Here is a 14344-nt window from a genome sequence, read left to right as displayed (position 1 = left end):
GTCATGAATATGGATATGAATGTATGGATTGAATTTATCAAGCAGAACTGGCTGGTGATTCTAATCGCGCTAGTGGTGCTGCTTGTTGTGCTGAATGTAGTCAAGACCGTCTTGAAATGGCTTATTGTTATTGTCATTGTAGCTGGTTTGTTAATCTACAGTGGTATCTCGATGGATCAGATTCAAGAGGCCGTCATGAGTGTAAAAGATGAGGCTGTGGAGACCATGAAATCGGAAGCGGTCAAGGTTATGGCGCAGGAAGCCAAGGAAGCGAAGTATACCTCCAATGGAGACGGGGGCTTTACGATTACGAGTCCAAATCTGGAGGTTACAGGGACAGCTGGCAGCGATAAAGTGAAGGTATCCTTCAAGGGTGTGCCACTCGGGGAGTGGAGTGTCAGTGATACCGTCGCTACCTTTATAGATCAGGCCAAGAGCAGCTCGCCCTAAGCTGGGTCGAGCTCTCACTGACTGAACGCTGGTAGCCTGAAGCAGGGAGGTAGAGATGGAGCAAGATTGGCTTGAGAATTTGACGTCATGGAATTGGAATGGGGTAACCGTTGCGCTAATCGTTGTGGTGGTAATATCCCTACTGCAGGGCTGGCGTAGAGGGGCATCCAGATCTGCTGGAGCACTCTTCAATCTGATCGTAGATGGTGTAATAACGGTTGCGGGTATTCTTGGCGCTTTCGGGCTTGCTGCTTGGCTATCTCCTATCGTGCAGAGCTGGCTCGCCGATTATATGACTGTGTTGATCGAACGCGACACGAGCACTAGCAGCTTCCGGGATATGCTGGAGGCTGTGCTTCAGGTGGTGGAGATGTTCCCGCTGCTGCGCTTTGCTCTGTTGTTCCTTCTCAGCTATATTATCGTTATGTCGCTGTTACGGGGGATCTATGCGTTAGTCATGGGGCGGGATAAGGATTCGACCTCTCATACAACAGGGGCATCCAGCTTTCTGGGGAGATTATCTGGTGCAGGCATTGGTGTAGTCATCGGTGCAGCGCGCGCCATGATGCTCATTGCAGTGCTGTTCATTGGCGTCAGTCTTTACCCAAGTAGTTCCTTCAGTAGCTACGTACAGGCCTCTCCAATCTACAGCAAGGGTGCCCAGACGGTAGTGGCTCCACTGACTGGAGGCTTCATCAAGGATAAGCTGCCGGTATTGACCCAGGCTGTAACGAAGGAATTCAGTGACATTCTACGACAAAAATATGAGATTATTGATCGTAGCATTCCTGCTGATATTGAAGGGGCTGCGGCTGAGCTTGTCCGTGGAGCTTCAGGGGATGAGGAGAAGGCCCGAAGGCTGTATGATTGGGTAGGCAGCAGAATTGCGTATGATTACGATAAAGTGGAGGCCTATGAGCAGCGAGGGGAATGGCGCGAGCAGACTCCACGCGATACTTTTGACACCCGAAGGGGTGTATGTATTGACTATGCCCGCCTGTACGCAGTGATGGCAAGATCACAGGGGCTGCAGGTGAAGGTTGTGACGGGGCTAGGTTATAATGGAGCAGGGGGCTATGGGCCTCATGCTTGGAATGAAGTGTACATTGCCGAGCAGGAAGCATGGATTCCACTGGATGCTACATGGGCACAGAGTGGCAACTGGTTCAATCCATCAGGCTTTGCACAGACACACATTCCAGATGAGTACGCAGACACTGCAATCACCAATTGAGTGCGAAAGGCATTCAGGTAGTTAGGAAGGAGAGAGACCGGACACATGATGAGAAAGACAGATCACGGGCAGAATCAGGACACGGCGGCAACGGCTCGTAAACGATTCAGCTTCCGGATCAACCTTTTCTTCTTTAGTGCATTTTTGATATTCACCGTAATTATTGTTAGATTGGCTATTTTGCAGTTCGTTGAGGGGCCGCAGTTAAGAGAGGAAGAGACAGGTAGTATTACGAAGAACGTGCCGCTACCTCCTGTTCGGGGAACCATCTATGATTCAACAGGCACGAATAAGCTGGCTTATTCGACACCCGTTCAGTCTCTCTATATCACGCTGGCCAAAAACTATAGTGATAGTGCGGAGAATATCCGTGATGATGACAAGAAGCTATTGCCTGAGCTAGAGCAGATGTCAGAGAAGCTGGCTGACAGCTTCGCTAAATATGGCGATTCCAAGGCACCTAAGTTGACTGCGGCCGAGATTCTGGATTTGATGGACCGGAATTATCGTAAATATAGCGGATTTACGCCTCGTCTAATCAAGGCGGAGCTGACGGAGCAGGAGACAGCTTACTTCATGCAGCACAAGGACGAGTTCCCGGGTGTGGAGGTCGTCGAGGAGAGTATTCGTCATTATGATCCAGATACCGTAGCTGTACAAGCGATCGGTTACATTAACAAGTACAAGGGCGCGCGAACCTCGCTTGATAAATATAAGGATATTGAAGCCAACATGTCGCAGCAGCAAAATCCAGGATTGGTCTATATGGACAATGAGACCGTTGGTTTTGATGGTCTGGAGCTGCAATATCAGGATGAGCTACGGGGAGAGAACGGCTATAAGACCGTCCCGGTGGATCTGCGAAATATGCCCCAGGGCGTAGAGTCAATCACGCCACCTAAGAAGGGGCACGACATCATCTCGACCATCAATAAGGAAATTCAGCTCAAGACAGAAGATGCTATTATGGATCAGCTTCGTTGGCTGCATTCTAATCGTGTGTCAGGCCGCACGCATCCGTACGCACAGACGGGCTTTGCTGTAGCGATGGAAGTCGATACCGGTAATGTCGTGGCGATGGCCAGTATGCCGGATTACGATACGAACTACTGGCAATCAGGCAGTATCTCGACAGAAAACTACAAGAAGGTACAGTATGTGTATCAGAACGGTACGATCCGCGCTTTCTTATCAGGCCAAAAGGGCTCTCACCCCGAATCCGTTGTATTGTTGGGTTCAACAGTGAAGCCACTGTCCGTGTTGATCGGCTTGCAGGAGGGACTGATCACGACCTCAACCTATTATCAGGACCGTGGTGCGGCTTATTTCGGTCGGAATGATTCCTCACGTGTACGTAACTCCTCAGGACACGTGTACGGGGGACTTTACCCAGATACGGCTATCAAGAACTCCTCCAACGCCTTTATGGTTGATCTGATCGGTGAGGGACTATATAACAAATACCGTAATGATGCCGAGAAGGATCAAGGGGTCAAGGTCTGGGATAATTACATGGAGCAATTCGGACTTGGAGTACCGACTGGAGTAGATTTGCCTCGTGAATATGCGGGTCGGAAGGAATATTACAGTCAGAGTAACGAGAGTAATCTGTCGAAGCTGGCCTATGCTTCCTTTGGCCAGCAAGGGAAGTATACGACGATGCAGCTGGCACAATACACAGTCATGCTGGCGAATCGTGGGAAACGCATGGAGCCGCATATGGTCAGTCAGATCAAGGACCATGAAGGCAATATCGTGAAGAAGTTCGAGCCTAAGGTACTCAATGAAGTCGATTTCCCGAAGGCTTATTGGGATGAGATTATTCGGGGGATGGCAACGAATGTGGCTGCATTTAACGACTTCCCCTATGATTATGCCCGTAAGACAGGAACCTCTGAGCAGAGCGTTGGCGGCAAGCTCGTGGACAACGGGGTATTTATCGCCTTTGCTCCACGTCAGAATCCGAAGCTTGCGGTCGCTGTGATGATTCCAGAGGGCGGCTTCGGAGCGACCAGTGCGGGACCGGTTGCACGCAAGATTTTCGACGCATACGATGAAGTGTACGGTCTGGATGGTGTTCCAAAGAAGCAAAAGAATGCGGAAGACGGCAATGCCAACAATAGTAGTGAAACTAATCCTTAATTTAGCTGTTGTATCGAGAGGTAGGACCTCCCCCTGTATTAACGGGTGGGGGGCTTTTTTCGTATGTTTAGGTAGGCTGGTTATTACTGTTAACCCATTTAATGTACACTGTTTCCGGGCAACAGAACTAATTTTTATTTTCCAATAGCATATTGAAACATGTCATGCCCATATACTTTGCTATCAAGCCAATACAAATGGTTGTCTTATTCATTGGCCCGAAAGGTGGAAAATGGTTTGTCGGATCCTTTTGTAGTCAGATCATTAGATGAGATACGTTTTTGGTCGCGCATAATGAAAGAACATTCCTTATTTCTTCGACTTGGGTTTCGGTGTGAGGACACGCAGTTAATTAATGAGGCTAATCAATTTCATACAATCTTTGAGGATATTGAAAGAAGAGCACATTCTTTTCAAGAAGATGCTGATCCCCAAGTAATTAGACAGTTTAATTCAGAAGTTCACAAAGCCGCTTCATATATTTGGGCATTTAAGAGAAAGGTACTTGGGCTTATACTAAGTTGCCAACTTCCTGGGGGAACCAACTTTCCTTTGCTTGTAGATCATGTTAGCCGAGAAGCAAATTATTTCAGAAATCGGTTAGAAGAGCTCAATAGCGGGAGACTTGAACCATTACCTGATGCGATTATTGATGAAAATGTCTTTTTCCTGAAAATCATGGCTGACCACGCAAAATTTATAGGTCATCTGCTTGATCCATCTGAGCGAAAATTAGTGGAACAAGCAAGGGAATTCAGCCAAGATTTTGATACGCTGATGTTTCAAGCCATTGACCTAAGTTCCATGCGCCCACAATCGCAGACCCATCCATTACTAAGTCAATTTGTTGATGAGAACCGCGTCTCGGTCAAATCATTGCGAGATTTTAAGAAGACTGCACGCGACTTAATTGAGGAGTGTCGAATCAAAAGTATCATTCATCCTCTATTAGCAGATCATGTTTTTCGTGAAGCTGAACGATTCTTATTTATTCTTGATATGTTCGATCGGTCATTGTCTGGCATGAAGGTAGACAAGAGAGAGATCATGATGTGAGGTAGGTATCTAGATGGATGCATCTATTTGATGGAATACAATTGGGCTAGAAGACTTCCACTACCATCATTACGCTGGAGTAACAGAGCCAGCTCCAAGTGGTGTTCCGCATGTTCATCATTATTATGCAGAAACATCATTTAACAATCAGCATTTACACACCATCAGAGGAACAACAGGGCCAGCCATTCGCTTGTCAGGCGGTGGACATTATCACCATTTCGAAGGGTATACAACGGTGAACGGTAGAATTCCCCACGCTCATAGGTACAGTGGAAATACTGGAGATGAGGAAGAGTACCGTAATTAATTTTCCAAACAACAACTGTAACACTGACGGGCAGCTACTGGCTCGTCTTTTCTTGTTGAAAGGGCCGGATACTTTGCTGCAACCTCTGAATTTGTTGTGCAAGGAGTCTGCAGAGCTTCGGTAGCGTATTCAAGCCGGTCCCATGACCGGTGGTCTGGATAGGCTCGTCCAAAGCATCGAGCCTTTGCTTCAGTTGAGATCGCTTAGCCTACTTGGTAAAAGAAGTGGTATCTGGATTGTCACCAGTTGACCGGTAAGCTGTGGTAACATTGGAATATCTCTGTGCTACAGGAGGATTTGGCATAATGAAGTTGAGTAAGATCGAGAAGTCCGGAGTGACCACAGCAGAGAGGAAGCGCTTTACCTTCCGGCTAAATGTGTTTTTCTTCTGCTCCTTCCTACTATTCACTGTCCTTATCGTTCGACTATCTGTGCTACAGTTTTTGGAGGCCGACGAGCTCAAGGAAGAAGTAGCTTATTCCAGTACCCGCAACGTTCCATTCTCGCCGATTAGAGGCGTAATCTATGATGCTACTGGCAAGAATAAGTTAGCTTATTCGACACCTATCCAATCACTCTATGTCACGCTCCAGAAGGATTATAGCGACAAGACCGAAGCCCTACGCGAAGAAGAGAACAGGCTCTTGCCTGAACTTGAGCAATTCACGGAGGAGCTGGCAGACAAATTTGCCGAATACGGTGATCCTGATGGAGAGAAGCTGGATGCGGCGGAGATCATGAACCGACTGGATCGTAATTATGTAGTAGAGCGTGGATTCACTCCACGGCTGGTGAAGGTGGGGTTAAGCTCGGAGGAGATTGCCTATTTTCTACAGCATAAGGATCAGTATCCGGGAATTGATATTATCGAGGAAAGCCAGCGTCAGTACGATCCCGATACTGTGGCGGTCCAGACCATTGGCTATATTCGTACCTATCAGAACGCACGCACGAATGTTGATAAATATAAGGAGATTCATGACAATCAGAATGCCCAGCTCAATCCTGGTCTGGTCTATCGGGAGAGTGAGACAGTCGGTTATGATGGCTTGGAGCTACAGTATCAGGATGAGCTGCGTGGCTTGAACGGATACAAGACAATCTCCATCAATCCACGCTACCTGCCTGATGGGGTCGTGTCTGTGACACCGCCCCGCAAGGGCTATGATGTCTACTCTACCATTCATAAGGATATCCAGATGGCCACAGAGCAGGCGATAACGGATCAGCTAAGAAAGCTTCAGTCTTCTCCGAAGACTCGGGAAGCTACTACTGGCTATGCCGTGGCAATGGAGGTCGATACCGGACACATCGTGGCGATGGCGAGCATGCCGGATTATGATGCCAACGTCTGGAAGACAGGCGGAACGTCGCCAGAGGATTGGAAGAAGATTCAATATACGTATCGCAACGGGACCATCTCCCCGGTCCGTCCGAATCGTCCGGGTCAGCATCCCGAGTCTGTCCTGCTGTTAGGCTCCACCATTAAGCCACTCACGGTGCTGATCGGGCTGAAGGAGAAGTTCTTCACTACAGGAGATCGTTATTTCGATAACGGTTCGGCTTTCTACGGACGCAACGACTCCTCCAGAGTTGGTAACTCGGGAGGAAGTGCCCATGGTTCTTTAAGTCCGGCACGAGCCATTCAAGTCTCATCCAATACGTTCATGGTGGATATGATCGGGAAGAGACTCAATAGTCGTTATGGAGCGGAAGCTATCGACATATGGGACCGTTATATGAAGCAATTTGGGCTAGGGGTCTCGACAGGTGTAGACCTGCCAAGGGAGTATCTGGGTAGACTTGAGTATAAAGAAGAAGAAACCAATGAAAGTGTATTGACACGTATGGTGCAAGGCTCTTTCGGTCAGCAGGGAAAATATACGACACTTCAGCTCGCGCAGTATACAGCAACACTTGCCAATAGGGGCAAGCGGATGGAGCCTCAGCTGGTCAGTCATATTAAAGACAGTGAGGGTAATATCGTGCGTGAGATCAAGCCCAAGGTGCTGAATGAGGTAGAATTCGAACAAGCCCACTGGGATGAGGTCATTCGGGGGATGGCGACCAATGTCTCTGCCTTTAGCGACTTCCCGTATGATTTTGCCCGTAAGACAGGTACCTCACAGCAAAGCGTAGGCGGGCGCATCAAGGATAACGGGGTATTCATCGCGTTTGCTCCCCGTAACAATCCAAAGCTGGCCGTGGCTGTAGTTGTACCCGAGGGTGGCTTTGGCTCGACGAGTGCAGCTCCGATTGCTCGCAAGATATTCGACGCATACGATCAGGTCTACGGACTTGACGGTGTGCCGAAAGGCAACAGGGCTGCCACCGATGAGGGTACTGGCAATAACTGAACCCGAAGAAATCACTCGTCTGGAATGGGGAGCGCAACCTCTATCTTTTCCAATGAGTGATTTTTTTATTTGCTGCATTGGAGCTGTGAAAAAGTGGCTACTCGCGGTAGCGTTTGAATCAAACAAGCTCGCTCAAGTCTCCATTTGGACATGATGCTGTAGCCCTTGCTGCGTGATAGTGGTAAAATGTCGTTGGGTAAATGCCCTGATAAAGTAGAGAAGAAGCATCACCACAAGCGTGTAGAATCGTGATGCACAGAGGAGGAGCTTCATGGGAGACTATAAGTATAAATTGCTGGCCTTGGATATGGATGGTACATTGCTGAACGACAATCATGAAATTTCACTGGAGACGACGAACTGGATTCACCGTGCGATCAAAGAGGGAATTCACGTCTGTCTGTCTACAGGACGGGCCGCCATGCATGCACTGCCTTATGCTCAGGAACTTGGCCTGGAGACGCCGATGGTTACTGTGAATGGCAGTGAGGTATGGAAATCTCCTCATGAGCTGTGGAGACGATCCTTGCTGGATGTAGAGCTGGTTCGCAAGATGCGAGAGATCGCACTTGAGCATGATTCCTGGTATTGGGCCTATAGCACGAAGGAGCTCTATAACGCCGAGCGTTGGCCAGAATCGCTGGACAGCTTGGAGTGGCTTAAATTCGGATACAATACAAGTGATGATGATAAGCGCCATAGCATCTTGATGAAGTTGCAGGATCTTGGTGGACTTCAAATTACGAATTCATCTCCTGTTAATCTGGAGATTAACCCTGGAGGAATTAGCAAGGCAACAGGCATTCAGGAGGTATGCGACCTACTGGGGATCACGATGCAGGAAGTTGTTGCTGTTGGTGATAGCCTTAATGATCTGGCTGTCATTCAGGCAGCTGGTCTGGGTGTGGCTATGGGCAATGCTCAGGAGACAGTGAAGCAGGCTGCTGATGTAGTGGTAGCGAGTAATAATGATGATGGCATTGTCGAGGTAATCCGCAAGTATATTCTCGTCTAATCGTTTTTGATCTTACATTGATCTTACAATACATCTATAAGTTATCTTATACATGAGCTGGGAGTAGAGGAGGTCTTGTATGGACGTATTGGGCTGGATTCTGATTATTGCTTTATTTGCCATAGGCATGCTGGGTGCGGTGTATCCGGTATTACCAGGGGCACTTGCCATTTATTTCGGTTTTTTTGTGTACGGCTGGTTCTTTACGTTCGAGCATTACACGATCTGGTTCTGGATCATCCAGACGTTAATCGTAGTCATTCTTTTTGTAGCTGACTATGTGGTGAATGCATGGGGTGTTAAGAAGTTCGGCGGTTCACGACTATCGACCATCCTAAGCACAGTGGGGGTTATTGTGGGTCCATTTGTCATCCCGGCATTCGGACTTGTATTGGGACCGTTCATTGGCGCCGTATTGGGTGAACTGCTGCAGCGTCAGTCGCTGGAGAAGGCCGTTCAGGTAGGAATCGGCTCGGTTGTAGGACTGTTTACTAGCACGGTCATGAAGATTGTTCTGCAACTGGCTATGATTATCCTGTTCCTGTTCTGGATATTTTAAGCGCGAGGAAGGTACGACTATTGTCTAAGAAGGAATCCTTTATAAGAGGAACATTGATTCTGGCTGCCGCAGCGCTGGTGGCCAGAGTCTTGGGCCTCGTGCAACGAGTGCCCTTGGAGCACATGTTCGGAGATGTCGGTAACGTGGCATTCACAGCCTCCAACACTGTATATTTGATGCTGCTTACCATGGCGACAGCGGGTATCCCCAGCACCTTAAGCAAAATGGTGTCGGAGCGCTATGCCTTGAATCGACCGCATGAGGCCGCAAGAATCTATCAGGCGGCTCTGCTCTTTGCTGTCGGCGCAGGTATAATCATGACGATACTGCTATATGTGGGAGCGCCCTATTATGCGACCAATGTCATCAAGCAGCCTGAGGCTGCACTTGCCATACGTGCGTTAGCACCTGCCCTGCTGCTGTTCCCGGCCATTGCCATGATGCGTGGCTATTTTCAGGGACGAGGCAACATGACGGCTGGCGGCATCTCGCAAATCGTCGAACAATTCGCCAGAGTTGGGGTAGCGATCCTGTTAGGGTACATGCTGGTGCAGGCAGGCTATAATGAAGAGTTTAGTGCTGCTGGTGCATCCTTCGGCGGGGTGATTGGCAGCATTGGAGCCTTCGCGGTTATGCTATACTTCACCTTCAAGCTGCGCCGTGAGGACCGAAAGAGCGGGACAGGTGAAGCATTGGGAGCACCCATTCCATTACTGCGGATATACAAGGACATTTTTACCCTGTCGATCCCGATTGTATTATCCTCACTCGCAGTACCTGCTGTATATTTTATTGATACATCGATCTTGAAGACGCTATTGGTGGACAAAATCGGCGAGGCCAGTGCAACTGGAGCACTCGCTGTACTCGGTGCCAAGGCTCAGAGTGTAGCTGGTATTCCGCCTATTCTTGCCATAGCCCTTAGCCAATCGTTGCTCCCAGTCGTGTCAGCAGCCTTTGCACGCAAGGATATGGATCATCTGCGCGGTCAGATGACCTTGGCATTGCGTATTTCTATTTTGAGCGGTCTGCCGATTGTTATTGCACTCACTACGGCAGCTTATTCCATTAATGGATTGCTATTCAAGGACCTGAGCGGGAGCGGAATTATTGCCGCCTTGACCTTGGGGACCATTTTCCAGATTACGATGATGACCAGTAATTCCATGCTCATCGGGATGGGCAAGCCCAATATCTCTACCATTCATGTCATGGTCGGCCTGGTAGTGAAGCTCGCTGCAAGCTGGATTCTGTCGATCTGGTTCGATGTGTACGGGATCATTGCCGCGACTGCACTGTGCTTCCTGGTCATTACGTTGCTTAACATCCGTGTGCTCAAGGGCATCGTTCCATTCTCTATTTTGGGACGCAAATGGCCAGGCCTGCTCGTGACGGTCGTCATATCAGCGGCTGCAGGCTATGGTATGAATGTATTAACACGGCTACCCTTCGGAGCAACGCCTTCGCGTCTGGTCTTCTTCTTGGCTTGCGGAGTGTCGGGTGCAACAGTTGCACTTGCCTTTGTTGTTCTGATGATTCTGCTGCGAGTGATTACCAGAGAAGAACTTGCAGGCTATCCACGGATTATCCAGAAGCTGCTCAGGCCGTTGATGCGACTGCAGCGTGGACAAGCTCAGTCCGAGGCTGGCAGGGAGTAGGCTATAAGCTTGTTGGCAAGGTGAGATTCGCTTCGGCATCATGAGCCCAAGCGAGCTTCTGAATTCCGAAGCGATGCTCATGGCTGATCTCGAACAAGAGTGGCCTGCGAGGCTTGGTTAAGTAACTCATGACCATCCGTTGTTGATACCAGTCATAATGCGGAATGGGCTCATAGGTGGTATCCGTCCACACCTCATGAAGCTTGGGACTATATAGTCTCTGCCCTTCTGGTAACCATTGCGAGGCAACAAGCGCTGCACTCTCTACAGGAGAGCGCAGCGCTTGTTGCCTATGCGGTGTGAATAATCCGGGCCAATATTCGCTTCGAGAGCCTTCATGTGGGACCTGATTAACAAAGGCAGTGACCTGTTCAAGTACTTGCTTGTAACCGAATAGCATGCCGTAGAGTTGCTTACCGAAAGCAATCCGTTTGCTAAGGCTACCGAATTGCTCCAGCACAAGCCCGGCGAGGTGACCATTTATCCCAAGGGGAAAGAGCACCTGGTTCAATTGCAGCCATTGATTCATTTTGAACCCTAGTGTACTGGTAACATGTTTCTGGAAATAGGGATGCTGGATAACTCGACCCTCGATATAATACTGCTCATTAATAATAAGAGCAACGCTTAGCATGACACTATCGCGCTTCGTCCAGAAGCGTTCCCAGAAAGGATGCATGAAGGCAGAGATATGGAAGTGAGGGAGCAGATGGAAGCAACTCCGTCCCAGTCGCCGGCTGTGTGCATACAACTGAAGCTGGGGATAGGCATCTTGGAAAATGAGCGCATTGCTGCGTTCCAACAATCGGTAGAGAGAACTTCGGTCCTGATCTGATAGCAGGTCCTGTAGCAGTCCGCCTTTCAGATCTGTCATGTTATACCCCCCGTTACGGGAGACAAGATGTGCTAGTAGTGCCCAATGCAGCTCAGGGTAGGCTTGATAACAGTCCAGGTAAGCAGCGGTGCGTGTAATATTGCTACGATTATGTTGCGCTGTATCATGTTGAATGAGCTCAAGCACCTCTTGATCCTGCTGGCACAAGGTATGCTCGGTAGAGCAATGGCGAATGTTACGGCCAAGGAAGGGAAGGAACAGCTCCAGCTCCTGCAAAGCGGCTTCGGCAGCTTCATGGTTCCAAGGGATAGGGCGGATGGGCAAGCGCAATCTGCGTGATGCGGACCAGGCCGCCTGAGTACCCGTCCACTTGTGTTCAAGAGCTTGGGGGATGGTCCGTGCAAGACGAAGCGTATCACGGAATCCGACAGCAATCTGGTGGAGCCAATCCGACATATTGATCCTTCCTTTCCTGCCTGGCCTGGATTGGAGTGGTTAACATCAGCCGGCACTGAGATCATGTTATTCTAAGTATGGCTTGTTTGACCCTGATTAACCCTGACAGCAAGAACCTGTATGAACTTTTAGATGAGAATGTGCGAGCGCTGTGCAAATTGTATAATTACGGGTACAATAATAATGAGGGTTATTGGTAGCTGATACCAGCAAGTAGGTAGCCACGCTACATGATGCATGCAGAAGGCAGAGCTATTGCCCGCAGGATTAATGTCCACAGAATTATTGTTCCCTAGGAAATGCTCAATTGAACTGAAAGGTGGAATATCTCATGCTAAAAGTAAGTAACAAGGACCAATTTGACGAATTAATTCAGAAGCCCGGTCTAACTGTAGCTGTATTCAAAGCCGACTGGTGCGGTGATTGTAAATTCATAGATCCCTTCATGCCTGAGGTGGAGGAAAAATATGCGAATCAGCTCACTTTGATTGAAGTGGATGTAGAGCATACGGAAGGAATCAGTGAAGCACATAATGTGCTGGGGATTCCAAGCTTCATCGCTTTTAGCAACGGCCAAGAGCTCGTTCGTCTGGTGAACAGGCTGCGCAAATCCAGAGAAGAAATTGAACAATTTCTGGATCGGGCATCAGAGGTGCATGGAGCGATGACTCTGTAATCCAACGAGTGCTTGTAGGACGGTAGCTTGTGAATTGATGGCAGACAAAAGGATAGATGGACCTCATCTGATGTATGAGGCAAATGCGAATGCGTATGCAAATGCAAATGCGTAGCAAATGACAGGAAGGCATCCTTGCTTAGCAAAGTGGGGATGGCCTTTTTGGTTTGGTCATCTCGTGATAGTCGTTCATGTTTTGTCACAATCTAACCATGTCTGTGATGAATCTATCAGTTATAATTATTTTAGTTAAGTTTTCATAACATTCACCAAAAAAAATATAAAGCTGTAGGTGAGAACAAATTGAAGGGTACTCAAATCTTGAAATGGTTGGCGCTAATAACTTGTTTATTTATGTTTTTGGCTACCTTTGGTGGCGGTGTCGTCACACGGACGGACTCAGGTCTGGGCTGCGGTCAGGAATGGCCGACCTGTAACGGCAAGCTGGTGCCTGCGCATACGGTCGCTTCGGTGATTGAATATTCACACCGCTTCGTTAGTGCAATGGCTGGATTGTTGTCATTATCGAGCTTTGCCGGATTTATGCTGGTATTCCGCAAGCGCCGTACGGATTTGCGAGTGTTCTCTGGCCTGACACTGGCTTTTGTCATCATACAGGGCATCATGGGAGCGTTCGCGGTCGTGTTCTCTCAGTCCACGGCAGTGATGGCGCTGCATTTCGGATTCGCGCTCATTGCTTTCGCAAGTGCCACGATGATGACGCTGGGAGTGTGGCAGGAGGCATCGGATTCGGCCAAGAGCAAGCGAACGCAAGGAGCTCCGGTCAAGAAAGGCTTCCGTTGGCTTGTATGGGGCTCTACGATCTACACGTACTTGGCTGTGTATACAGGAGCATTTCTGACCCATGCTACGACCAAGAACATCAATGATTTCCTCGGGATTGCACCGCTGTCGATTCATCAGATCTCAGGTGGATTACTGTTCGTTGTTATTCTGATTGTCGGCCACTTCGCGTATCACAAGCATCCTGATCATCGTGATCTTCGTATGCTGGGGGTCGCTTCAGCGCTCTTGCTGCTGCTGCAGGTCATCGTAGGTATGATTCTGCTGATTGTAGCGGGCAGACCGGAGATCTACATGTTCGTCGTGCTGTCCCACATGGTTATTATTGCGGCTGCCTTTGCCATTCTGTGCTATATGAGCTTCCGCGTATGGCAGCTCTCACCGGAACGGATGAAGAAAGCGGCACTGGAGTAGGGCTAGTAAGCTGTAGCCTTGCTGGAAAGTACTCGTTCAGAATTCGTTTTGCCTCTAAGTAACTGTGTAGCTATAATGAATATAGTACTGACAAAGTCCGCGAGTTTCTCGTGGACTTTGTCACAGGTATTTAAGGCATTGGGGGAATGAGCGGGGACGGATCAAGGACATGATATAAGGTAAGCTTGAGAACGGTATCTTAAGCTTTGTCGCTTGTATTCGCTGCCTTCCATCATTTCGCACCTAACGAGCTGATATAATTATACCAGTCTTACGTAGGCTATAAATCCACAAGGGTGATCTGTCGAGGTACGCCATGGAGACAGCATCAAGCTTATGGATAGCTGAGAGTAATCATTTTAATAATACTGACATGTG

Annotated in this window: 11 protein-coding genes and 1 pseudogene; 11 read left to right on the top strand and 1 reads right to left on the bottom strand. The window is 48.7% G+C overall.

Annotation, left to right across the window (positions count from 1 at the left end; all coding sequences use genetic code 11):
• Positions 1–9: 9 nt before the first annotated feature.
• The 9 genes and pseudogenes from K331_RS0115335 (at position 10) to K331_RS0115300 (ending at position 10781) form a co-directional block, all read left to right on the top strand.
• Positions 10–450, top strand: coding sequence for a hypothetical protein (locus K331_RS0115335; RefSeq protein ID WP_025680209.1), 441 nt, complete (start codon positions 10–12; stop codon positions 448–450).
• Positions 451–505: 55 nt separating this feature from the next.
• Complete coding sequence (locus K331_RS0115330; RefSeq protein WP_028590983.1) at positions 506–1684, top strand: transglutaminase domain-containing protein; 1179 nt, start codon at positions 506–508, stop codon at positions 1682–1684.
• A 48-nt stretch (positions 1685–1732) separates the two neighbouring features.
• Positions 1733–3826, top strand: coding sequence for a peptidoglycan D,D-transpeptidase FtsI family protein (locus K331_RS0115325; RefSeq protein ID WP_025680207.1), 2094 nt, complete (start codon positions 1733–1735; stop codon positions 3824–3826).
• A 237-nt stretch (positions 3827–4063) separates the two neighbouring features.
• Complete coding sequence (locus tag K331_RS0115320; protein ID WP_018885620.1) at positions 4064–4882, top strand: DUF2935 domain-containing protein; 819 nt, start codon at positions 4064–4066, stop codon at positions 4880–4882.
• Positions 4883–4940: 58 nt separating this feature from the next.
• A pseudogene (locus K331_RS31490) lies at positions 4941–5192 on the top strand (YmaF family protein); the annotation flags it as partial.
• A gap of 305 nt (positions 5193–5497) precedes the next feature.
• Positions 5498–7549: a peptidoglycan D,D-transpeptidase FtsI family protein gene (locus K331_RS0115315; protein WP_051289855.1), complete on the top strand. Its 2052-nt coding sequence runs from the start codon at positions 5498–5500 to the stop codon at positions 7547–7549.
• Positions 7550–7820: 271 nt separating this feature from the next.
• Positions 7821–8564 carry an HAD family hydrolase gene (locus tag K331_RS0115310; RefSeq protein ID WP_018885617.1) on the top strand — a complete coding sequence of 248 codons (744 nt, stop codon included), beginning with the start codon at positions 7821–7823 and terminating at the stop codon, positions 8562–8564.
• A 79-nt stretch (positions 8565–8643) separates the two neighbouring features.
• Positions 8644–9123 (top strand): DUF456 domain-containing protein, encoded by a 480-nt coding sequence (locus K331_RS0115305; RefSeq protein ID WP_018885616.1) that lies wholly within the window; start codon positions 8644–8646, stop codon positions 9121–9123.
• Between the two features lie 20 nt (positions 9124–9143).
• Positions 9144–10781, top strand: a complete 1638-nt coding sequence (locus tag K331_RS0115300) for a putative polysaccharide biosynthesis protein (protein ID WP_028590981.1) — start codon at positions 9144–9146, stop codon at positions 10779–10781.
• Position 10782: 1 nt separating this feature from the next.
• On the opposite strand, the gene K331_RS0115295 is transcribed toward K331_RS0115300, so the two are convergent.
• Entirely contained in the window at positions 10783–12078 is a 1296-nt protein-coding gene (locus K331_RS0115295; RefSeq protein ID WP_028590980.1) for a DUF2515 family protein, read from the bottom strand.
• A gap of 325 nt (positions 12079–12403) precedes the next feature.
• On the opposite strand from K331_RS0115295, the gene K331_RS0115290 reads away from it, so the two are divergent.
• Together K331_RS0115290 and K331_RS0115285 are read left to right on the top strand one after the other, a co-directional pair.
• A complete protein-coding gene (locus K331_RS0115290) occupies positions 12404–12748 on the top strand; it encodes a thioredoxin family protein (protein ID WP_018885613.1) in 345 nt (114 codons plus the stop codon).
• A gap of 354 nt (positions 12749–13102) precedes the next feature.
• The gene (locus tag K331_RS0115285) at positions 13103–13966 is read left to right on the top strand and encodes a COX15/CtaA family protein (protein ID WP_404821495.1); all 864 of its coding nucleotides are present in this window, start codon (positions 13103–13105) and stop codon (positions 13964–13966) included.
• Positions 13967–14344: the final 378 nt, after the last annotated feature.

Source organism: Paenibacillus massiliensis subsp. panacisoli DSM 21345 (genome assembly GCF_000426545.1).
In the GTDB taxonomy this organism is placed as follows: Bacteria; Bacillota; Bacilli; order Paenibacillales; family Paenibacillaceae; genus Paenibacillus; species Paenibacillus panacisoli.
The sequence above is the reverse complement of the archived record's forward strand: the minus strand, read 5'-3'. Positions and strand labels throughout refer to the sequence as shown.